A 21142-nucleotide genomic window follows, 5' to 3' on the forward strand; every position below is an offset into this window, starting at 1 on the left:
TGCGGTGCGCCCCCTGGGATTCGAACCCAGAACCTGCGGATTAAGAGTCCGTTGCTCTGCCGTTGAGCTAGAGGCGCGTGCGGTGAACTGTACGGCGGGGAGGGTGGCTAAGGGGACTCGAACCCCCGACCTCCTGGACCACAACCAGGCGCTCTAACCAACTGAGCTATAGCCACCGAGCCCGGACAGCATAGGCCCGGTGGCCGCCGGCCCCCCCGCAGTCGCATGACGGTGGCGCCGTTCGACTGGGCGAGAACCACATCTTCGGGAGGTTGACGAGTTGGCCTTAGGTCACCCTAAGATCGCTGTCGCCAGGCCGTCGCAGGTGGTTCCCGGACAGGAGGCCCCGGTGAGACGGACGTTCGCTGTGTTGCTGGCCGCGACGGCGGTCGTGTCCGCCTGTGGTGGCGACGACGGAGGCTCCGAGGAGGCGACCGAGGCGCCCGCCTGCGATCCCGTCGGCGAGGGTGGGGGCCGGCCCGTGGCGGTCACCCTGAGAGAGTTCACCGTCAGCCCCGAGCCGGCGTCGGTGGCTGCCGGCGAGGTGACGTTCGACCTCCGCAACGAGGGAGCCGAGCCGCACGAGCTGGTCGTGGTACGAGCGGCATCGCCGGCGGAGCTGGCCGTCGTCGACGGTCGGGTCGACGAGGACGCGTTGCCGGCCGGGGCCTTCATCGGCGAGGTGGAGTCGTTCGCCGCCGGGGAGACGTGCGAGGGGACTTTCGAGCTCACCGCCGGCAGGTACGTGCTGTTCTGCAACCTGGTGGAGGAGGAGGACGGCGACGCGGAGAGCCACTTCTTGGAGGGGATGGCCGCCACCTTCGAGGCGACGTGAGCGGCGCGCCACGTCGGTGCGGGCGGCGCGGCGATCGTCCCCTACGCTGGTCGCGGGCGCCGGGCGGAGGTCGCCGTCCTCACGGCGCCGTGCCCCTGTAGCTCAGCATGGATAGAGCGGCTGCCTTCTAAGCAGCGGGTCGCAGGTTCGAGTCCTGCCGGGGGCGCCGGAACGGCGGGTCACTGCCGCCGCTGGCCGCGGCCGGGCGGCGGCGACGGGCTGCTTCGGGCGGCACCCGCGACGTTCGCCACGAACGCCGAGGCAATCCGCTGGTTGCGGCGATGATCACCGAACAGGGCGCAGGGACGGTGGGTGGACCCGCGTCCCAAGGCGACGCTGCGGGAGCTCGCCGGCCAGTTGCTCGAGGGAAGGGCGGAGTTGACGGGCCGGCCGGCGCCGCCGACGCCCTACCCTTTGACGAGGAGGAGGGACCCATGGCCTTCGAGCGGATCACCGTGGAGCAGGAGAGGATGGGCGGCGTGCCGTGCATTCGCGGGCTGCGCATCCCTGTTGCCACGGTGGTGGGGATGGTCGCCGAGGGCATGACCGCGGACGAGATCCTCGAGGCGTACCCGTACCTCGAGCGCGAGGACATCCGTGAGGCCCTTGCGTACGCCGCGGCCGCCGTGCGTGAGCGCCAGCTCCCGCTCCTTCGGGGCGCTTGAGGTTCCTGCTCGACGAATGCGTCTCCCGCTCGTTGCGCCACCGCTGGCCGCGGCCGGGCACAACGTGGTGCACGCCCGTGACCTAGGCCTCACCGGCCAGACCGACGCTGCGGGGAACTCCGACGCCGACGGTCGACGACGCCTCGATGGGTCCCCGCGCGCCGGGGCGCCACACGGCTGTCCGTTCGCCCCCGGTCGGATCGCCGTGGGTGCCGTCTCTACACTCGTCTCGTGTCGACGGCGCCCCCGCAGCCGGTAGGCCACCTCGAGTTGCCGGCAGCCGAACAGCTGGCCCGGGCCCGCCAGTGGGACCCTGCTCCTGAGCCGGTGCTCGACGACCTGACCGGAGACGAGGAAGCCGACTTCGTGACCGCCATCCACTGCTGAGGTTGCACGCCCGCCGGTCGTCGTGACACGAACTGTGCGGCGCCGACCTCGTCCGGTCCACACACCGGCTCCTGGTGCTTTCCCCGGACCGTCCCCACCCCGGCTCCGGAGTCCACGGACGCGGAGCACGACCCTCCCGAGCCCTCGCAGGGCCGCACCGCGTGCCACTTCGGCGGACGGGCGTCACAAAGAGGGCTGTCGATGGACAATGGATCGTGCGCGTCCGGCTGCTGGGGTCGTTCGAGGTCGAGGGAGTCCCGGAGCGCCAGCTCGGCAGCCGGAAGGGGCGGACCGTCCTGAAGCTCCTGGCGCTGGCACGCGGCGCGCCGGTGCCCGTCGACCGCATCGCCGACGTCCTCTGGGGCGACGATCAGCCGTCCCGCCCCGCGGACCAGGTCGGCGTGCTGGTCTCGCGGCTCCGGGGCGTCCTGGGCGCCGAGCGCATCGCCCGATCGGACGCCGGGTACGCGCTGGTCGCCGACTGGATCGACGTCGAGGAGGTCGTCGCCCTCGGGGCGGCGTCGGCGGAGGCGCTGGCCGCCGGGCGCCTCGGAGCGGCGCGTGCGGCGGCGGATGCCGCCCTCGCCCTCGTGCGCGGCCCGTTGCTGCCCGACGAGGACGGGCCGTGGGCGGAGACCGAGCGGCGGGCCGTGCAGGCCGCCGTCACACGCATCCTGCGACTGGCCGTCGACGCGGCTGTCGCCGCCGGTGACCACGGTGCCGCGGCGGCGCTGGCCGAGCAGGGACTGCTCGGTGATCCCTACGACGAGGCGGTGCTCCGCGCCCTGATGGAGGCGCACCTGGCGGCGGGGCGGCCGGCGTCGGCGCTGGCCGCCTACGCCCGTGCCCGCAACCGGCTGGCCGACGACCTCGGGGTACCCCCGACGGACGACACGGAGGCCGTGTACCTCCGGGCGCTGGTTGCCGCCGACGGCGACAAGGCCCCCGTCCCCTCGCGCCGGGTGGCGCCGCTGGATCTCGTCGGGCGCGGGGACGAGCTGGCATCGCTCGATGCGGCGTTCGCGCAGGCCGGGGCCGGGGGGGTGGCGCTCGTTTTGGTCGAGGGACACGCCGGGATCGGCAAGACGACCCTGGTGAACGCCTGGCAGCGGGCGGTCCAGGGCGAGGCGGTGGTACTGCGGGGCCAGTGCGACGAGCTGGGCCGCGACCTGCCCCTGCAGCCGGTGACCGACGCCGTGGCGGACCACCTCCGCATGATGGGCGCCGACCGGGTGGCCACCGTCGTCGGTGAGGCCGACGCGTCGCTCGGCCCGGCGCTGGGCCCTGCGATCCGGTCGTCGGCGACGGTGCTGACCGACACCGACGCCGCCCGGGCCCGCCTCTTCGCCGCCCTCGTGGACGTGCTCGACCGTACCCGGGACGGCCGGCCGCTCGTGCTCGTGATCGAGGACCTCCACCTCGCCGGCGGCGGCACCCTGGCGTGGCTCGCCTTTGCGCGGCGGCGCTGCCGGCACACCCTCCTTCTGGTGACCACCCGGCCCGGCGGCGCCGAGGGCCTCGATCCCACCCACCGCATCGAGCTGGGCCCGCTGGGGCGGGACGCCGTCACCGAGCTGGTGGGTGACCGGCGTGCCGGCGTCCTCTACGAGCGCAGCGGCGGACACCCGCTGCTCCTCGCCGCTCTCGCCGCGGCCGACGGCGACGAGCTGCCCTCCAGCCTGCCGGATGCGGTGGCCTCCCGCGTCGACTCGCTGGGGAAGCAGGCCGGTCTCACGCTGCGCGCGGCGGCCGTGCTCGGGCCGGAGTGCGACCTCGAGCTGGTGGCCCAGGTCGTCGGCGCTCCCGCCGTGGAGGTTCTCGGTCACCTGGAGGCGGCGTCGCGTGCCGGGCTCATCACCGAGCGCGGGAACCGCTTCGCCTTTCGCCATCAGCTCATCCGCGAGGCGCTGGAGGCGGCCACCGGCGCCGCCCGGCGCGCCCTGGTCCACCAGCAGGCGGCCCGGTCCCTTGCCGCCCGGCCGCGGCCGGACCCACTGGCCGTCGCCGTCCACGCCCGGGCGGGAGGCGACAACCGGCTGGCGTCGTCGTCGTTCGTGGCCGCCGCCGTCGCGGCCGCCGCGCGCTTCGACCTCGACGCCGCCGAGGAGCACCTGGAGGCCGCTCTCGACCTCGACGACAGCGCCGACGCTTACACGGTGCGGGCCCGCGTGCGGATGAGCCGGATGGCGCTCGAGCCGGCGGCGGCGGACGCCGAGCGAGCGGTGGCGCTCGGCGGCGGAGCGGCGGCCCTCGAGGTGGCCGGATGGGTCGCCTACTACCGCCGCCGCTACGACGACGCCCGCGCCTACGCCGACCAGGCACGCGCCCGCGCCGGCGACGGGGCGGTGCGGGTGAGCGCCCTGGCCCTCGCCGGGCGCGTCCGCCACGGTGAAGGGGACCTGGCCGGCGCCGCTGCCCTCCTCGGCGAGGTCGGCGACGCGCCGCCGCCCGTGCGAGGCGTCGCCGACGTCTGGCTCGCCCAGGCCCGGGCCCACCAGGGCCGTCCGCTCGACGCGCTCGAGGCGCTGGCCCGCCCCATGGTGGACCCCGACTCCCTCGCCCACCCGTGGGCTCCGCTGCACCTGCGGTTCACCCGCGTCATCGCCCTCGGCCAGCTGGGCCGGGTGTCGGACGCCCTGCGCGTGGCCTACGAGCTCGATGCCGTCGTCCAGCGCGAGGGCCCGGTCGGCGCCCGCTTCGCAGCACCGGCGGCGAACGCCGGGGCTTGGGTGCTGCGCTGGTCGGGGCGAGGCGACGAGGCCGACGAGCGGAACGCGGCCGCCCTCGACGCCACCGGGGGGGCGACCGGGCCGTCCGGCGGCGCCTTCGCCGAGGGTCACTACGCGGCGCTGCTCGACCTGGCCGACGGCTGCCTCCTCCGCCGGGAATGGCCGGAGGCGGCGGCGCTCGCCACCCGCCTCGGCCCGGTCGACACGTGGCGGGGGACGATGGCCTGGCACCAGCGCCACCGGCTCGGTCTCCTTCGGGCCCGCCTGGCGCTCGCTGCCGGCGACGCCGGGATGGCCGCCCACCTGGCGTCCAGCGTCGCCGAGGACGCCGCCGGGCGGGGTGCCCGGCGCTACGAGCTGCTGGCGCGCGCCGTCGCCGGCCTCGCCGATCCCGGTGTCCCCGACGAGGAGCTCGAGGCCGTGGTCGAGGGGCTGGGCCGGTGCGCGGTGCTGGACGGGTGGCCCCTCGTCGCCGCCCTCGCCGCCGCACGCCGCCGCGACGGGTGGCGGGCCGCCGCCGAAGGCAGCGCAGCCCTGGTGGTGGACGAGGCAGGTGACCGGGCCGGCGCGGCGAGGAGCTTCGTCGAGCGCGTGCTCACGGGCTGACCGCCCGCATCACGAGGACGGAGCGCACGAGGGGCGGCGGGCGGTCGCCCAGCCGGCGGACGGACTCTGCCGCGACGGCGTCGCGTTCGCTGGGCGAGAGCCGGGCGACGAACGGCGCGTGCTGCGCCAGACCGAGTCGCCAGGCGACGAGGTCGTACGGGCCGAGGTCGGGGAACGGCACCCTGGTCACCTCGGCGGACGCGTCCAGCCCGGCGCCGAGCGCGGCAGCCGTGGCGTGTTCGACCGTCGCCAGCGCGGCGGTGGCGTTGGTCCGCATCGTCAGGTACCACGGCTCGGGTTCCCATCCCCGGGTGGTGAGAGCCGCCTCGACGGCCGGCTTCACGGGATGGGCGTCGTCGGCGGCGTACGAGGCGGCGAGAAGGGGGCCGCCCCGTCGCGTGACCCGCGCCATCTCGCGCAGGCCCGCAGCCGGTTCGGTGAGGTGGTTCAGCGAGAAGGCGGCCACCGCCGCATCGAAGGCATCATCGGCGAAGGGCAGGGCGAGCAGGTCGCCGACGGCTGCCGGCGGCCGCTCGCCGGCGCGATTGGCGAGCATCCCGAAGGCGGCGTCCATGGCCACGACCGCACCGGCGCCGGCGGCGAGCGCGGCGCGGGAGACCGCCCCCGTTCCCGCTCCGACGTCGAGCACCCGGGCTCCCTCCAACGACACCGGGGAAGCGGCCACGAGGACCCGGGCCAGCCGGTCGTAGATGCGATCAGGGCCCCGGTGCCACGCCTCGCCGGTCGCCGAGTACGCGGCGGCGACGGCTAGGGTCAGAGCCATGCCGCGCCGGCGGACGCGGCGTCACACCACCACGCCAGCTCGTCGTCGGGGCCCAGTGCCTTCTCCCAGCCGAACTGGACGACCGCTCCCAGGAGGCACAGACCCAGCTGGCGGTCCCACCACGACCCGGTCTCCACGCCGTGGCGCTCGAGGGCACGGCGGAAGGCGCCGGCGGCGGCCTCCTTCGAGACCGGCAGTCGGGACCGGTCGAGGGCGAGGTGCCAGGCCAGCTCGTGGCAGGCCGGGCCCTCGCCGACGTAGGCCCAGTCGATCAGCACGGTGCGGCCGTCGGGGGCGACGCCGGTGTTCGACGCCTTGACGTCACCGTGCAGGAAGCACGACGGCGTCTCGCGCAGCGCGTCGGCCAACGGCGCGGCGTCGTGGCGGAGGTCGTCGACGAGGCGGACGAGAGGGGCGGGCGCCCGGTCGGCGAAGCGCTGCCATCCCTCGGCCGCCAGGCGGGGCACCCGCTCGGGCCAGCCGAGCGCCCGCTCGCCGTCGACGGCGGCGTGCCCGAACCAGGCCCACCGGGCCGCGTACGGCAGCAGGCCCGGACCGGACCCGGGGTCGTCCCGCCAGCCCCAGGTGGCAGCGCAGAACCCGGCCAGATGGTCGAGGAAGGCGGCGTGCCGCTCCAGGCCGATCGGCTCGTCCCCGGGTGGGAACAGCTCGCCCGAGACGTCGCGCATCAGCACCGCTGCGCCCCACCCGTTCCGGCCGTGCCCGGCCGCCGCACCGACGATGGCGTGGTCGACGAGGTCGGGTGCGGCGTCGAGGAGGCCGGCCGCCCAGGCGCGGACCGTGCGGCAGCCGAGATCGCCCGACACGCGCAGCGCGAAGTCCTGGTCCGGGTGGACGTACTTCACGACGTGGGGCGAGCCGGCGATCCACACCCTCTCGAAGGCGGCCGACGAGCGGCCGTCGGGATTGACGAACGGCTCACGCCGCTCGGCGCCGGCCAGGAGCTCGTCGACCGATCGGGCCGGGACCCGCACGTCAACCACCATCGCCGGCCTCCGCCATCCTGGCCAGCAACCCTGCGTCCCACCGGCCGCCGCAGAAGAACCGGTCGCCGGCAATGCACCCGGAGGTGTCGAGCCGCAGGACATGGCAGTGGTGGGCGGCGTGGGGAACGCCCCGCTCGGACCACGTCAGGAGGTAGGTCAGCACCTCGCCGCCGTCGACGGGCAGCCGCTCGAGCTCCTCGAACACCGCCGGGTGCGCGAACCAGCCGCTGTACTGGCCGGCGAGTGCGGCGCCACCGCGGACGGCGAAGCGCCACCCGGGGACGGTGGCGTCGAGGTGGGCGTCAGCCGAGAACAGGTCGGCCGGCACGCCGTCGCCGCTGGTGATGGCGGCGAGGAAGCGGTCCACGGTCGACAGGCGGCGGACGGCGGCGCCGGTCGGAGGGCTGCTCGTGGTCATGGCGGGATCGTGGGGCCGGCCTCCTGCAGGACGCCTGCAACACCATCGTGCCGCAGCCGCAGGTGCCCGTCCCGCCGGCGTCCTCCCGCCTCCGGATGCGGCGTCTGCTTGCAGGGAGTCTGCAAAGGGCGGTCCGTACCTTCTCGATCGGGCCCCCACGAGGGGCGGCCCGGACCACCGGAACCTGGAGGGATGCGGAATGGCGAGGACGGATGTCCAGCGGGAGATGAAGGAGATGTTCGGCGAGGTGATCGGCTTCGTCGACCTGATCCCGGATGAGTTCATCGATGCCGAGTGGGACCTCATCAAGCGGGTCCAGTTCGGCGAGAGCCTCATCCCGAACAAGTACAAGGAGCTCATCGGGCTCGCCGTCGCGGCCGCGACGCGGTGCCGCTACTGCGCGCTGTTCCACACCGAAGCGGCCAAGCTCTTCGGTGCGACCGACGCCGAGGTCGAGGAGGCCATGCACTACACGAAGCTCGTCGTCGGCTGGAGCACCTACATCAACGGGATGCAGGTCGACTACGACGAGTTCAAGGCGCAGGTCGATCGCGTCGTGGACCACGTCAAGGCGACGGCGGCCTGACATGCGTCTCGGTTGGGACCGACCCGGGGTCGTCCGGGCGACGCTGAAGGTCGAGGAGCTCGCCGCCCTCGTGGCCGGCGCCCGGATGGCGGCCGCCGCTCTGGCGAGCCGGTCGGCCGAGCAGGCCGAGGAGCTGGAGCGGGTGCTCGCCGGCTTCGACCGGGCGGTCACCCACCTCGGGCCGGTTCCCGGCCCGTCCCGCTGAACGCGGGCGGGCCGCCGAGCGCCTCGGCGGCGTCGGTGCGGCGAACCGCAGGTGCGGCTGCTGCATCGTCGGTGCCGAGGCGTCTCGGGTCGCCGCCGCCTCGCGGAGGTGGGCGGCGATGATGATGCTCGTCACGGCGGCCCAGGCGCACCAGAGCGACGCCAGAGCCTCGGTGTAGAGCAGCGCCAGAGCCGGCAGCGCGATGAGGTTCGCCTTGCCGAAGGCCACGACACGGGGGTGGCTCGACGAGAGGAGTGCACCCACGGTCGCCAACATGTACAGCCCGGCGACCAGGCCGCCGTGGCCGAGGCCGGTGTGGTAGGCGATCCGGTTTCCGTCCACGACGGCGCTGACGGGGCCGCCGAGCATGGCCTGGAGGTACAGCAGGGCAACGACGGCGCCGACCGCCCCGAAGCGCGCCACGACGCGGCGACGGAACGCGTCCGGCTCGGCCCAGAGCACGACCATGGGAACGAGCACGGGAAGCACCACGTAGGCGAAGGCCATGTAGACCCACACGGCCGTCCGCGCCGTCGAGGGGGCGACGAGGCCGCTGTCTCCCCACCAGACGAACGCCTCGGTCAGCTGGTGAGCCCCGAAGAGCACGGGCAGCATGCCGAGCGCCAGTTCCGGCGGGCGGCGCGCATGGCGCAGCCCGTGCACGCCGATCGCCCCGACGGCCAACCCGGCCGCCACGTCCATCTCCGCCGAGAAGCACACGGCCGCGCCCCCGAACAGTCCTTTCCCCCCGGCCACGTTCGCTGTTGAGGGCCGGCACGATCCTCGCCTCAGGGAAACGGGCACGGGGCCGCCGTCATTCCCATGTGGGTGGATCCGTCCCGGTTCTCGGTCCGAGGGCCGTCCCTCGTCGGTGGCTGGCCTCCCTGCGGCGGGCGGAGCCGGACGAGCGGGCACCGAACGAGGGTCGGTCCGGTCCGGTCGGACTTGGGGGGGAAAGTGGTCCCAGGAGTATTGACTTCTCGGTGGTTCGGCCTACCGGCGGGCACGAGTCCGACACCATCGCGAAGTCGAGCTCGTCGACGAGTTTCACGGGCAAGTCGTACCAGCCGGCGGGCCGGATGGGGACGAGGCCCCACGCACCGCCCATCGGGAACGGGTAGGTGGCCGTCGACTGGTCGGCTGTCGGCGCGGGTCATCTTCTGCGCGTAGTCGCGGGGTGACGTTCGCCGGCGGCACCGAGCCAGCCGGAGGATCCTGCTCCGGACAACCGCCTATCCCACAGGGGAAACCCAGTTCCCCCCGCCCCGCAGGTCCGATCCGGTGGGGCCGCCACGCCGCTGTACAACCGGCCGGCACCCGGCCGATGGGGGTACCCTGCACCGACCGAGGGGGGCCGATGCCCGACAAGTCTCCACAGAAACCGAACGCCAAGAAGCCCGGCAAGTCGCTGAAGGAGAAGCGGGAGTCGAAGAAGGTGAAGAAGGCCGGGAGCAAGTTCTCCGGCGGCTGAGCCTCGGTGGCTGGCCGTTGCGCCACGACGGCCCGGCGGCACTCCGGCGGCACCGATCGTTCGCACCGCTGTGATCGTTCACCGCGTCCAGCCGGGTTCGACCGTCACCAGGTGGCCCCGCGAACCGGGCGGCGATCCGACGCAGCGACGGCGCCAGGCCGCGGCGCGCGCCGCCTATCGCCACCTCCACCGGCGCTACCCCGGGTTCTGGCGGCGCCTTCAGACGAAGGTGGCGTCCGAGATGGCCAGCGCCCTGCGGAGCTCGGCCCGGTCCTGCGGATCGTGCCGGCCTCCGCCCTCCACCACCGCACCGGGTCCGAGCTCCGCCTCCGGACCGAGCACTACCCCCAGCTCTCGGTGGGCGACCTGGTGGCCAGGTGCCTACACGATGGGACAACACGCACGGCCTCGTCGTCGGCGGCGGAGCGATCGTCTTCGGCGACGGTCGGGTCGACGCCGGCAGCACCAGGGAGCTCGAGCTGGCGGCCGTCGGAGCCGGGATCGACGACATCGAGGCGCCTGCGCGCTGGGCCGAACCGGGCGCGTCGAGCCCGGCGAGCCGCTCTACGAGGAGGTCCGGGAGGCGACCGGCGCCTCGTCCGGTGACTTCCGCGCCGAAGCCAGGATCCCCAGGCCGGCGGAGAGCAACCCGGCGCAGAACTGGCGAGCCGACGATGTCGAGCCCTGTGGGCGGCGCCCATGGTCGGGAGCAGGGGGGCGACCGTGGGGCAGGCGCTGGCCGCCATGCTCGACCCCGACGGAGGGTTCGTCCGCCGGCTCGAGGCCCTCGGCCACGGGCTCGCCGGTACCCGCACCCGGCGACGAGAGGCTCCGCCCGGTGGGCCGGGTCGGTATTCTCGTCGGTGTGCGCTCCGGGGCGTCATGGGCCGCCGCCGTGGCCAGGGCGCTCGGCTTCGTGCTGCTGGTCCCCGTGGGGCTGCTCTACCTGGTGAGCGGCCTCGTCGTCCCGCTGCCGTGGACGGCCGTGCTCTGGGTGCTGTGGCTGGGCGCCGCCGCCTTCGCGGTGGCCTCCCGCCGGCGGCCCGGCGTCGTCCTCGCCGTCCCGCTGGTCGCCGTCGTCGCCTGGGTTGCCTTCGTCAGCGCCGGTTCGGCCCTGTTCGACTGGACCGCGTAGCCCGGGCTCAACGGACGTCGACCACGGCCACCGGGCACGGGGCGTGGTTGATGACGTAGTCGATGCGATGCCCGAAGAAGGCGCGGCTGGTGACCGGCGCCCGCCCGCTGGCCAGGACGACCAGGTCGGCGCGCTCGTCGGCCCGTTCCACGATCGCCTGCTCGGGATGGTCGGCGACGAGGACGTCCGTGTTGACCTTGACCCCCATGGCCTCGCCCATGGCGCCGGCCTTGGCGACGATGTCCTCGCCGATGCGGACGGCGTCGAGGAGCGCCTCGTCACCGCCCATGCGCAGGGTGTGCTGCGGCCCGCTCACCACGTGCACCAGGTCGACCTGGCTGTCCCGCTCGGCGGCCATGGCGAAGCCCACCTCGGCGGCGTACCTGTCGACGTCGCTCCCCGAGAGGGGGACGAGGATGCGGCCCTCGGTCAGCCGCTCGGCCCGGCGCGCCGGGTCGTCGTCCGCCGGTGTGCTCAGCACCAGCAGGGAGCAGGGCGAGTCCTGGATCACCTCCTCGGTGAGGTCGTCGAAGAGCTGCCCCGAGCCGTTGCCGCGGTGCTCGGTGGCGCCGAGGACGAGGAGGTCGTAGCCCCGCCCCGCCTCGGCCAGGATCTTCTGCGACGGCTCGTCCTCCGAGGGGCGGGCGATGCTCCGGGCGCCCTCCAGCTCGTCCCGCACCGGCGTGCGCGGCCGCTTCTTCCCGTCGTGACCGTCCTCGTGGAGCGTCAGGCTGGTGACCTCGACGTCCTCCTTCTCGGTGATCAGGCGTACGACCTTGGCGGCCAGGGCCGCCTGCTCGGCGTTGCCCCGGACCGGGGCCAGGACCCGCTTCAGGTTGCCGACGAAGCTCTCCGTCCGCCGCTCCTCGGCCTCGAGCCGCTGGCGCTCCTCCTCGCTCGGCTCGACGTGCGACAGCGTCCAGCGCAGGATCGGCGGGGCCATCAGGCAGGTGACGACCGCCACCATGAGGATGATCGAGTACATGTCGGCGGTGAGGATGCCGCGGCTGAACCCGGCGGCTGGCGAGCACGCCGAGAACGCGTGCCGTGACGAGGAGCAGGGCGAACTGGAGGAGGAACAGGAGCAGCTCGTGCTCGCCCAGCGCTTGACGCGTCCATCCGGTGCGCTCCTCGAGACAGGCCTTGCGGGCGCGTCGCCCCACGCGGCGAGGGCCGCGACGGCCCGGCCGCCGGTCCCGACGGCCACCCGTGGGACGCCCCTACCCGTCGCGGCGCCGGTCGAAAAGCCGCTCGTCGGCGCCGTCGCCGCCGTGGTCGCAGACCAGTACATGCCCCCCTCCGGGGGTAGCGTCCGCGCCATGAACGTCGACGTCCGCCACGACCCCTCCTTCGCCGTCGCCCGGGTCACCCTCGAACCGGGCGAGCAGCTGCGGGCCGAGTCGGGCGCCATGATGGCGATGTCCGCCGGAGTCACCATCCAGGCCAGCACCCAGGGCGGCATGCTCAAGGGGCTGAAGCGGTCGTTCCTCGGCGGCGAGAGCTTGTTCGTGACGACCTACACGGCGCCGCCCTCGGGCGGCTGGGTGGACGTCGCCCACCACCTGGCGGGCGCCATCGCCGTGCTGGCGGTGACGCCGTCGGAGCCGCTGTCGATCACCAAGGGGTGCTGGCTGGCGTCGTCGGCGGGCGTCGACCTCGACACCAGGTGGGGCGGCTTCAAGAACCTGTTCGGCGGCGAGGGCGGGTTCCTCGTCCACGCCACCGGCACCGGCACCGCCCTGTTGGCCAGCTACGGCGCCATCGACCGCATGGAGCTGGGCGCGGGGGAGGCGGTGGCGGTCGACAGCGGCCACGTGGTGGCGTTCGGCGGCGGCGTGACCAGCCAGCTCCGCAAGGTGGCGGGCGGCATCGTCCAGACGCTGAAGTCCGGCGAGGGCCTGGTGTTCGACTTCGCCGGGCCCGGCTGGGTCATGACCCAGAGCCGGAACCCGGCGGCGCTCGAGGCGTGGATCCGCCAGATCATGCCGGGCCAGACGGGCGGCGCCGGTGGCGGCGCCCTGGGCGGCCTCCTCGGAGGGCGCTGACCCGTCCCGCCCGATTCGTCAGGCGGTGGACGAGGTGGCGTCGATCGGCGTGGCCCCCGCCGACCCGTTGGTGATGGCGACTTTCCGGGGCTTGGCCTGCTCGGCGACGGGGATGGTGACGGTGAGCACGCCCTGGTCGTAGGACGCCTCGATGCGTTCGGGGTCGAGGCCCTCGCCGAGGAAGAGCTGGCGGGTGAACGAGCCCTGGGGGCGCTCGGACACGACCACCTCGTCGTCCTCCTGGCGGCGCCACGTGCGCTCGGCCCGGACCTGGAGGACGTTCTTCTCGACGGTGAGCTCGACCGACTGCGGGTCGACGCCGGGCAGGTCGAAGTGGACCAGGAAGCGGTCGCCGCGCCGGTAGGCGTCGATGGGCATCACCGCCGGTGGACGGGACTGGGCCGACGACCAGGGGGACTGCTGGGCCAGCCGGTCCAGCTCACGGAAGGGATCGAACCGCATCAGCATCGTGGACCTCCTCTGCCGGTGTCGGACGAGCGACGTTTCGTCGTCAGTATACGGGAGCGCCGCCGAACCTGACAACTGCGCCAGCAGCTTTCCTCTTGGCATGACGCGCGTCAGGGGGCCAGGGCGACCCGTTCGACCGACACGGTCGCCCGGCGGAGGGCGCCGGCGTCCACGTCGGCGCCGATCCCCGGGCGGTCGGGCACGGCCAGACGGCCGTCCCGGGCGACGGGCGGCGCCACCAGGTCGGCGGCCAGGTACCGCGACGGGGGCGAGACGTCTCCCGGCAGGGTGAAGCCGGGGAGGGCGGCGAGGGCCAGGTTGGCGGAGCGGGCCAGGCCGGACTCGAACATCCCGCCGCACCACACGCCGACACCCGCCGCTCGGCACACGTCGTGCACCCGGACCGCCTCCAGGTACCCGCCCACCCGGCCGGGCTTGACGTTGACGACCGACGCCGCACCCAGGGCCACGGCGGTGGCCGCCGAGTCCGCCGACGTCACCGATTCGTCGAGGCACACGGGCGTGCGGACCCGCCGGCCCAGTTCGGCGTGGCCCACCAGGTCGCCGGGCGGAAGGGGCTGCTCCAGCAGGGCGAGATGGAAGGGGTCGAGGGCCGCCAGCGCGGCGGCGTCGTCGAGGCGGTAGGCGCCGTTGGCGTCGGCCTGGAGGAGCACGCCGTCGCCGAACCGCTCCCGCACCGCCCGCACGGGCTCCACATCCCAGCCCGGGGCGATCTTCAGCTTCACCCGCCGGTAGCCCTCGTCCAGGGCGGCGCCCACGTCGTCCAGCAGCTCGGCGACCGAAGTCGGGATGCCGACGGCCACGCCCGCCTCCACCCAGGTGCGGGTGGCACCCAAACGGGCGGCCAGCGAGCGGCCCTCCGCCCGGAGCTCGGCGTCCAGCACCGCCATCTCCAGCGCCGCCTTCGCCATCCGGTGCCCGCGGATGCCGGCCAGCGCAGGGGCGACGCCGGTCGCCGACGGCGGACCGGCCCTCGCCAGCAGGGGGACGAGGTGCGAGCGCAGGACGGCCGCCGCCCCGTCCACGTACTCCGAGGTGTAGTCGGGGTGGGACAGTGCCGCGCACTCACCCCACCCCTCACCCGCGTCGGTGACGACCCGCACGAGCACCACCTCGCGCACCGACGTCTCGGCCAGGGCGGACCGGAAGGGGACGTGGAACGGCAGCCGCACCCGCCGGAGCTCGACGGCCTCCAACCGCACGGCGGGCGCTCCGCGGTCAGGCGTGGGAGCCGGCCCGCCGGCGGGCGGCGGCCGCCAGCCCGCCGAGGGCCAGCAGGGCCAGGCCGGGACCGGCGGTGCCCGGTGCGGGGCCGCTGGCCGGGAGGGGCTCGCGGGGCTCGGCCGTCCCGACGCCCACCTGGCCGGGGAGCGTCGTCGTCGGGAACATGGTGGTCGTCGTGGTGGCGGACCCGCCGACCGCCGGGCCCGTGGCGGTCGTGGTGGTGGTGGCCGCCGACGTCGTGGTGGTGGCGGCCGCGGGGATGGTGTCGTCGTCCTCGTCGTGCAGCACCACGCCGACGACGCCGCCGACCAGCAGGAGGCCGACGAGCAGGAGCAGGGCGCCGGTGCGGGCGGGCGAGTTCACGCGCCGGTGGGCCCGGCGGGTCCGGCGGCGACGACGGGCGATGCCGAGGGCACGGTCCATCCTCGCACCCCGTGCGCCGTCCATCCGGGATGGTCGCGGCGCCGCCGGTCAGCCCAGCGCCGCCTCCTCGGCCTCGCCGTCGTCGGACCACGAGCCGAGCGAGCCGGGGCGCACCCGCCTCGCCCCCACGGGGCCGTCACCGGACGCCTCCCCGTCTCCTGCGTCCACCACGGCGGCGAAGGCGCCGGCCAGCGGGCGGGTCATCGAGGCGTGGAGGCGGGCGCCGTCGACCAGCGCCTCCTCGACCCGACGGTCGGGGAGGAACACGGGCGAGGCGAACGGGACGACGCCGGCACCGGTGAGGCCGGCCAGGGTGGCGGCCAGCTCGGCCCGGGCCCGGCCGCCCTTGGGCGCCCGGTTGAGGACCGGGACCACCTTGGCCGGCGCCACGCCGGCGGCCCGGAGGTCGGTGAGCACGCGCGCCAGGGCGTGCGTGCCCTTGAGGCCGGGCAGCCCCACGGCGAAGACGACGTCGGCGCCCAGCACGGCGGTGCGGCTCATGACGTGGCGCTCCTCCACGTCGAGCGAGCCGCACTCGTCCTCGCCCTCGACGTCGGCGTCGGTGTCGCAGACCACGACCCGGTGCGCGGCGCGCAACGACTCGAAGGCGGCGCTGAACGCCCGCGGCCGGAGCGACGCCCAGAACCGGGCCCGGCGCAGGCCGAGCAGGAGGTGGTAGCCGCGCTCGTTCACGTCGAAGGTGAGGGCGCGGACCTCCTCGGGCGAGAGGCGGCGGCTGCGGTGCTGCTCCACCAGCTCCTGGACGCCGGGCACCACGTCGCGCGCGTCATGGAGCATCGCCTGGTCGGCGTGCAGCGCCAGGTCGGCGAGGAGGACGGCGTGACCCAGGCGGGGGTCGTCGGCCAGGCCCTGGGCGAGGGCGACGGCCACCGTCGACGAGCCGGTCCCGCCCGGCCCGCACACCGCTGCCACGGTCCCCCGCCACGCCGCCACCGGCTCGGGCACGGCGTCGCCCGGGACGGCGTCGCCGCGGCGGATCGGCCGGGCATGGGCGGCCAGCGCGTCGAGGAGGGACTTGGGGTCGAAGAAGTCGGGGAGCACGGCCGCCACCCCGACCGCCGCCCAGTCGCGCGGCCCGCGGCGGTCGTCCACGGCGATGGTGGGGCACCCGGCGTCGCGGGCGGCGTCCACCAGGTCGCGGTCGAGGGCGGGCAGGGCGCCGTCCACCACCAGCGCCGAGAACGGCCGTCCCGACGCCAGGCGGGCCCGTACCTCCTCGCCGGAGACGCACTTCACGAACTCGGCGGGGATGGTGCCCGCGTTGGCCCACTGGGCGACGGCCCGGAACCAGCCCGAGCGAGCCCCGGCGAGCCCGAGGACGACGAAACGCTCGGCCACCCTCAGCCGCCGAGGGGGACGGTGGGCCGGGCAGCCCGGGGGGCCGAGTAGGCGGCGGCCGGCGTCGGGTCCGTCGGGGTGCCAGCCGTCCGCACCAGGGTGACCTCGCCGGCGTTCACGGCATGGGCGACGGCCAGGGCGTCGGCCGACGCCGGCAGGGCGAGGGTGACGACCTCGTCCCCCCGGTCGGACAGCGACGCGGCCGACGTGGTGCGGTCGGCGACCCGGGCGCCGGCCACCACCACGACCGTGTAGGCGTCGCCACCGGTGCCGTACGTGGCCAGGACGTCCACCAGCTCGCCGCGCCGCAGCTGGCCGTTGACGGCGCGGGCCGATTCCACGGGGAACGAGATCTGCCGCCCCGCTGGCGCCTCGCCGCCGGCGAGCACGTCGCTGGACTGCACCAGCTCGCCCTTGCCGACGGGCCCGACGACGACGGCGCCGGCGAGCTGCGACGCCGACCGGTAGGAGCGGGAGGACAGCTCCCCGGGCAGGTCGAGGGCGACGGGCTCCAGGTCGGCCTCGGCCACGCGGTGGCCGAGGGGCAGGTCCCGGCGGGCGACGAGGTACCGCACGTCCGGCCCCGACGTGGCGTCGGTGTACCCGGCGAAGATGCCGACGGCGGCCAGGGCGACCAGGAACCCGCCGGCGACGGCCCGCCCGCCGGGCAGCGCCCGGCGTCGCCGGAGCGGCCGGGCGCCCGCCGCCGCCTCGCCGCGGTAGGCCTCCGGGCGGGCGGTCACGGCGGCGTCACCCATGGCCGACACGGTACGCAAACCGCCGGAAACCCGCTCCGTCCCCTCGCACGGGCGTGAGCATGGTTCTCGGGGCATTTCGTGTCAAGCGGTTCCGTGGTGCCGGGCCGAGGAGACTGGTGTCAAACGGGTCGGCCGCTGACGCGGCCGAACGGCTCGGGTGGCCTGGCCAGCGGTTTCTCGGCTGCCCCGTCACCCGCCCGGCAGGAGGAGCCGGGTTCGACACCAGTCTCCGAGAACGCCTCCCGGCGCTCAGCGGCTGAGCGCCCGGGCGGTGGCGACGTCGGGCGCCAGCCCCAGGCGGACGTCCCGGCCGTCGCAGCGCAGGACGGCGTCCTGCCCGGCACCGTCGGCCACCAGCGCCTCGCCGGGCTCGGCGGCGGCGGGCCGGGCGTCGGGGAAGGCACTGCGGTACCACGCCGTCACCGTGGCGCAGAGCGGCGCCGGGGCCCCGTCCCGCTCGACCAGGACCAGGGCGGCCGCCGTACGGCCACCGTCGCTCCACTGGTGCAGCTCACCTCCCGCCCACGCCCGGGCCCGGCCGGTGGCGTCGTCGAGGGCCCGGCCGGCGTCGCCGCCGGGGGCCTCCAGCAGCCACACCAGCTCGGCCGCCCCCACGGCCCGCCTCGGCTCCGCCCGCCAGGTCCGGCCCGGCGCCGCCGGGTCCCGCGGGTCGACGGCCGCCTCGCGCTCGTCGTAGCGCTCCGGGAACAGGACCTGGGCGGTGGTCGTGGGGGGCTCGTCGTACGCCCGGTCGACCGCCTTCCAGCCGCCGCCGGCGTGGAGGCGGCAGACGAACGCCAGGCCCTGGAGGTACGGGAAGGTCAGGGTGCTGCGCAGGTGGTGGGGGAGCGCGGTCAGCTGCTGCTGAGCGCCGGCCGCGCTGCCCAGGCCGCTCAGCTGCTCGAGCAGGCCGACGTGACGCAGGGCGTAGAGCTGCATGGCCAGCGTGGCGTCGCCCTCGATGAGCGCCAGCTGGGCGAGGGCGGTGTCCTCCGCCCCCGGGGCGGGGCGCTCGGGGGCCAGCGGGAGGTCCAGCACCTGGTCGGTGAGGGCGTGGTCCAGCTCATGGGCCAGGATCATCCGCGTGGCACCGTCGAGCGGCCCCGTGGTTGCCCGCCCGACCACCATCTCTCCCGTCTCGGGATCGTAGAACCCGGCGACCTGGTCGCCCACGGCCCGCAGCGTGAGCTCCCTGAGGTCGGAGCCGGGCGGGAGGGCGCCGAGGGCCACGAGGCCGCGCGCCTGGCGGGCGGCGACCTCGTCGGTCAGCTCCTCGGCCACCTCGGCCCGGACCCGGTCGCGCAGCTGCTCGCGGGGGAGGAACACGGGGTCGGGGAGCCGGCGGAACTCGAGGTCGCGGATCGCCTCGAGGTCCTCGGCGACGGCGCGCATCTGCCCCGCCGCGTCACCGGCCTGCCCGCCGCTCGCACCGCTCCCGCCCCCGACCAGCCCGCCCAGCCCGCCGGACGCCCCGGACACGGCGCCGAAGGCGGTGGCGCACTGCTCGAGCGCGGACGAGGAGAACAGGCCCGAGCCGGGGCCGAGGACGCCCTCGAGGAGGCGGCCCACCAGGCCCTCGGGCCCCTCGTCCTCCTCCGCCGGCGCGTCCTCCCCACGCTCGCGCCGCTCGCTCTGCGCCGCGGCGCGCTCCTCGGCGCGGCGCCGCTCCTCGAGGCGGGCCACCCGCTCCTCCAGGGAGGTCCGCCGTTGGCGCTCCACCACGGCCACGCCCGCCGCCACCAGGGCGACGGCGAGCGCGACGCCGAGCGCTACTCGCAACCGACCGCTCGGCACGGGCGCCTCCGACGTGCGACTCGGGGAACGAGACGCCATGAGGGTAGCCAGAAAGCGCTCGCCGAGGTTACATTTCGCCCATGCCCGACCCGATCACCTGGATGAGCACGCGGGAGACGTCCGAGCGCCTCGGCGTGACGTTGCGGACCCTGTACCGGTTCATCGACGAGGGCCAGATCCCCGCCTACAAGCTCGGCCGCGTGATCCGGCTCAAGGAGAGCGACGTGGAGGCGTTCATCGAGGCGTCGCGCATCCCGCCCGGCACCCTCGATCACCTCTATCCCGAGCCCCGCAGGGAAGCCGCCCGTTAGCTCCGCCCGGCTCAGCCGAGCAGGGTCAGCTCCCGCACCGCCGCCAGCGGGAGGTACAGCGGGGAGTCGGTCCCGCCGTCGAGGCGCAGCGTCACCACGTCGGCGCCGACCGACCGCAGCTCGCCCGCCACCGCGTCGCCGCCGGCGTCGAGCACGACCCGCACCCGGGGCCGATCGCCGGCCAGCCCGGCCAGCGCCTCGACCAGGGTGGCCGCCACCGGGGCGGCCCGCCCGGACGCCGCTTCGCCGGCGCGGGAACCCGGCTCGGGACGCACGGTGGCCACCGCCGAGAACGCCAGCAACGTCGCCATGCCGGCGTGGCGCACGACGCAGAAGTCCTTCGCCACGGCCACGACCTGCCCGTGGACGGTCCGCCCGCCCGTCGTCCGCACCGCCACCCCGGCGCCCGCCTCCGACAGGTCCAGCAGCACCCCGGCGAAGCGGGCGTCCTCCTCGGCCTGCCGGCGCAACCACCGCTCGCGCATGCGGGAGCGGGCCGCCTCGTCCGCCCGCTCCTCCCCCGTCCATCGTGCGAGGTCGGCCAGCATCGCCTCCACGGCTGCCACCGGTGCGACGCTAGTTTCTCGACGGTGGCCGACTGCCTTTTCTGCAGGATCGTGGCGGGCGAGATCCCGTCCCGGCAGGTGGCGTCCACCGCCGGCACGTACGCCTTCCGCGACATCGACCCCGTGGCCCCCACCCACGTCCTGGTGGTGCCCCGCCGCCACATCGCGGACGCCTCGGCCGTCACCGCCGAGGACGGCGACGTGGTGGCCGAGATGCTCACCACCGCCCAGCAGGTGGCGGCCTCCGAGGGCGTCGACGCGTCGGGCTACCGCCTGGTGTTCAACGTGGGGGAGGACGCCGCGAACTCCGTTCCCCACCTCCACCTGCACGTGATCGGCGGCCGGCGTCTCGGGTGGCCTCCGGGCTGACGGTACGCTGAGCCCCGAGCTCCTTTGTCATCCACCTCCGTCAAGATCCTCGTCCCCGGGAACCATCTCATGGTTGGCCTGCTCGGCCAGCGCGACGAGTTGCTGCGCCTCGTGGAGGAGTCCTTCGGGGGCACCACGATCCACGCGCGCGGGAACGAGATCAGCATCGAGGGGGAGGACGCCGAGCGCGTCGGAAAGCTGTTCGAGGAGCTGCTCGTCCTCCTCGAGCAGGGCCAGTTCCTCGACGTGGTGAACGTGGCCCGCACCATCGACATGGTGAAGGCCGACGAGCGGCCCTCCGAGGTGCTCACGGCGGAGGTCCTCCGCTCGAGCCGCGGGCGCACCGTGCGCCCGAAGACGGCGGGCCAGAAGTCGTACGCCGACGCCATCGCCGCCAACGTCATCACCTTCGGCATCGGGCCGGCGGGGACGGGCAAGTCGTACCTCGCCGTGGCCCTCGCCGTGCAGGCGCTGCAGGCCAAGCAGGTCGAGCGCATCATCCTCACCCGGCCGGCGGTGGAGGCGGGCGAGCGCCTGGGGTTCCTACCTGGCACGCTTATGGAGAAGGTCGACCCCTACCTGCGGCCGTTGTACGACGCCCTCTTCGACATGCTCGGCACCGACGCCATGCCCCGCCTCCTCGACAAGGGGGCCATCGAGGTGGCGCCCCTCGCCTTCATGCGGGGGCGGACGCTCAACCGGAGCTTCATCATCCTCGACGAGGCGCAGAACACCACCCCCGAGCAGATGAAGATGTTCCTGACCCGCATCGGCTTCGGATCGAAGGCGGTGATCACGGGCGACGTGACCCAGGTCGACGTCGCCGGGGGGAAATCGGGCCTGTTCGGGCTGGAGGAGATCCTGGGCGGGATCGACGGGCTGGCGTTCGTCCGCCTCACCCGCCGTGACGTGGTGCGCCACCGGATCGTGCAGGACATCGTCACGGCCTACGAGCGGGCCGAGGGCTGACGGCGCC

The 21142-nt window shown here is 75.0% G+C and carries 23 protein-coding genes and 3 tRNA genes; 11 read left to right on the forward strand and 15 right to left on the reverse strand.

The features are described from left to right. Window positions 1–5: 5 nt before the first annotated feature. Both VM242_04655 and VM242_04660 read right to left on the reverse strand, forming a co-directional pair. Window positions 6–77 (reverse strand) — tRNA-Lys (locus VM242_04655). 25 nt (window positions 78–102) lie between these two features. Then, window positions 103–176: transfer RNA gene (locus VM242_04660), tRNA-His, on the reverse strand. A 173-nt stretch (window positions 177–349) separates the two neighbouring features. Between VM242_04660 and VM242_04665 the strand changes: the two genes are divergently transcribed. The 5 genes from VM242_04665 to VM242_04685 all read left to right on the forward strand — a co-directional run bounded on the left by VM242_04665 (window position 350) and on the right by VM242_04685 (window position 5222). Continuing rightward, complete coding sequence (locus VM242_04665; GenBank protein HVM04445.1) at window positions 350–835, forward strand: hypothetical protein; 486 nt, start codon at window positions 350–352, stop codon at window positions 833–835. A gap of 91 nt (window positions 836–926) precedes the next feature. Continuing rightward, a tRNA-Arg gene (locus VM242_04670) sits at window positions 927–1001 on the forward strand. Window positions 1002–1269: 268 nt separating this feature from the next. Beyond that, complete coding sequence (locus VM242_04675; protein HVM04446.1) at window positions 1270–1500, forward strand: DUF433 domain-containing protein; 231 nt, start codon at window positions 1270–1272, stop codon at window positions 1498–1500. Window positions 1501–1731: 231 nt separating this feature from the next. Further along, complete coding sequence (locus tag VM242_04680) at window positions 1732–1887, forward strand: hypothetical protein (GenBank protein HVM04447.1); 156 nt, start codon at window positions 1732–1734, stop codon at window positions 1885–1887. A 215-nt stretch (window positions 1888–2102) separates the two neighbouring features. Further along, entirely contained in the window at window positions 2103–5222 is a 3120-nt protein-coding gene (locus tag VM242_04685) for an AAA family ATPase (GenBank protein ID HVM04448.1), read from the forward strand. On the opposite strand, the gene VM242_04690 is transcribed toward VM242_04685, so the two are convergent. From VM242_04690 to VM242_04700, 3 genes are read right to left on the reverse strand one after another with little or no spacing between them, the layout of a single operon-like run. Further along, complete coding sequence (locus tag VM242_04690) at window positions 5212–6006, reverse strand: methyltransferase domain-containing protein (GenBank protein HVM04449.1); 795 nt, start codon at window positions 6004–6006, stop codon at window positions 5212–5214. The two genes, VM242_04685 and VM242_04690, sit on opposite strands and share 11 nt — an antisense overlap. Beyond that, on the reverse strand, window positions 5997–7013 hold the full coding sequence (locus VM242_04695; protein HVM04450.1) for a hypothetical protein: 1017 nt from the start codon (window positions 7011–7013) through the stop codon (window positions 5997–5999). Before VM242_04695 ends, VM242_04690 begins: the two co-directional genes overlap by 10 nt. Then, on the reverse strand, window positions 7003–7431 hold the full coding sequence (locus VM242_04700; protein ID HVM04451.1) for a hypothetical protein: 429 nt from the start codon (window positions 7429–7431) through the stop codon (window positions 7003–7005). The genes VM242_04695 and VM242_04700 overlap by 11 nt, the downstream gene beginning before the upstream one ends. Before the next feature lie 199 nt (window positions 7432–7630). On the opposite strand from VM242_04700, the gene VM242_04705 reads away from it, so the two are divergent. Continuing rightward, window positions 7631–8017: a carboxymuconolactone decarboxylase family protein gene (locus VM242_04705; GenBank protein ID HVM04452.1), complete on the forward strand. Its 387-nt coding sequence runs from the start codon at window positions 7631–7633 to the stop codon at window positions 8015–8017. On the opposite strand, the gene VM242_04710 is transcribed toward VM242_04705, so the two are convergent. Then, window positions 7998–8978 (reverse strand): DUF6629 family protein, encoded by a 981-nt coding sequence (locus VM242_04710; GenBank protein HVM04453.1) that lies wholly within the window; start codon window positions 8976–8978, stop codon window positions 7998–8000. The two genes, VM242_04705 and VM242_04710, sit on opposite strands and share 20 nt — an antisense overlap. A 934-nt stretch (window positions 8979–9912) precedes the next feature. Further along, on the reverse strand, window positions 9913–10035 hold the full coding sequence (locus tag VM242_04715) for a hypothetical protein (GenBank protein ID HVM04454.1): 123 nt from the start codon (window positions 10033–10035) through the stop codon (window positions 9913–9915). Window positions 10036–10558: 523 nt separating this feature from the next. Here VM242_04715 and VM242_04720 point away from each other — a divergent pair. Continuing rightward, entirely contained in the window at window positions 10559–10828 is a 270-nt protein-coding gene (locus VM242_04720) for a hypothetical protein (GenBank protein HVM04455.1), read from the forward strand. A gap of 7 nt (window positions 10829–10835) precedes the next feature. On the opposite strand, the gene VM242_04725 is transcribed toward VM242_04720, so the two are convergent. After that, on the reverse strand, window positions 10836–11813 hold the full coding sequence (locus VM242_04725; GenBank protein ID HVM04456.1) for a universal stress protein: 978 nt from the start codon (window positions 11811–11813) through the stop codon (window positions 10836–10838). 334 nt (window positions 11814–12147) lie between these two features. Between VM242_04725 and VM242_04730 the strand changes: the two genes are divergently transcribed. Then, window positions 12148–12873 carry a TIGR00266 family protein gene (locus tag VM242_04730; protein ID HVM04457.1) on the forward strand — a complete coding sequence of 242 codons (726 nt, stop codon included), beginning with the start codon at window positions 12148–12150 and terminating at the stop codon, window positions 12871–12873. Between the two features lie 18 nt (window positions 12874–12891). Here the strand turns inward: VM242_04730 and VM242_04735 are convergent, their stop codons facing one another. The 6 genes from VM242_04735 to VM242_04760 all read right to left on the reverse strand — a co-directional run bounded on the left by VM242_04735 (window position 12892) and on the right by VM242_04760 (window position 18905). Continuing rightward, a complete protein-coding gene (locus VM242_04735) occupies window positions 12892–13341 on the reverse strand; it encodes an Hsp20/alpha crystallin family protein (GenBank protein HVM04458.1) in 450 nt (149 codons plus the stop codon). A gap of 110 nt (window positions 13342–13451) precedes the next feature. Then, window positions 13452–14564: an o-succinylbenzoate synthase gene (gene menC, locus VM242_04740; protein HVM04459.1), complete on the reverse strand. Its 1113-nt coding sequence runs from the start codon at window positions 14562–14564 to the stop codon at window positions 13452–13454. A gap of 16 nt (window positions 14565–14580) precedes the next feature. Then, window positions 14581–15009 carry a hypothetical protein gene (locus tag VM242_04745; protein ID HVM04460.1) on the reverse strand — a complete coding sequence of 143 codons (429 nt, stop codon included), beginning with the start codon at window positions 15007–15009 and terminating at the stop codon, window positions 14581–14583. Between the two features lie 48 nt (window positions 15010–15057). Continuing rightward, window positions 15058–16368, reverse strand: a complete 1311-nt coding sequence (locus VM242_04750; protein ID HVM04461.1) for a hypothetical protein — start codon at window positions 16366–16368, stop codon at window positions 15058–15060. Between the two features lie 2 nt (window positions 16369–16370). After that, a complete protein-coding gene (locus VM242_04755) occupies window positions 16371–17126 on the reverse strand; it encodes an SAF domain-containing protein (protein ID HVM04462.1) in 756 nt (251 codons plus the stop codon). A 249-nt stretch (window positions 17127–17375) separates the two neighbouring features. Next, window positions 17376–18905: a hypothetical protein gene (locus tag VM242_04760; GenBank protein ID HVM04463.1), complete on the reverse strand. Its 1530-nt coding sequence runs from the start codon at window positions 18903–18905 to the stop codon at window positions 17376–17378. A gap of 95 nt (window positions 18906–19000) precedes the next feature. Here VM242_04760 and VM242_04765 point away from each other — a divergent pair, with 95 nt between their 5' ends. Next, window positions 19001–19231, forward strand: a complete 231-nt coding sequence (locus VM242_04765) for an excisionase family DNA-binding protein (GenBank protein HVM04464.1) — start codon at window positions 19001–19003, stop codon at window positions 19229–19231. Window positions 19232–19242: 11 nt separating this feature from the next. On the opposite strand, the gene VM242_04770 is transcribed toward VM242_04765, so the two are convergent. Continuing rightward, on the reverse strand, window positions 19243–19797 hold the full coding sequence (locus VM242_04770) for a hypothetical protein (GenBank protein HVM04465.1): 555 nt from the start codon (window positions 19795–19797) through the stop codon (window positions 19243–19245). A gap of 24 nt (window positions 19798–19821) precedes the next feature. Between VM242_04770 and VM242_04775 the strand changes: the two genes are divergently transcribed. Together VM242_04775 and VM242_04780 are read left to right on the forward strand one after the other, a co-directional pair. Beyond that, window positions 19822–20166 carry a histidine triad nucleotide-binding protein gene (locus VM242_04775; GenBank protein HVM04466.1) on the forward strand — a complete coding sequence of 115 codons (345 nt, stop codon included), beginning with the start codon at window positions 19822–19824 and terminating at the stop codon, window positions 20164–20166. A 69-nt stretch (window positions 20167–20235) separates the two neighbouring features. Further along, on the forward strand, window positions 20236–21135 hold the full coding sequence (locus tag VM242_04780; GenBank protein ID HVM04467.1) for a PhoH family protein: 900 nt from the start codon (window positions 20236–20238) through the stop codon (window positions 21133–21135). Window positions 21136–21142: the final 7 nt, after the last annotated feature.

This window comes from Acidimicrobiales bacterium (assembly GCA_035540975.1).
Taxonomy (GTDB): Bacteria; Actinomycetota; Acidimicrobiia; order Acidimicrobiales.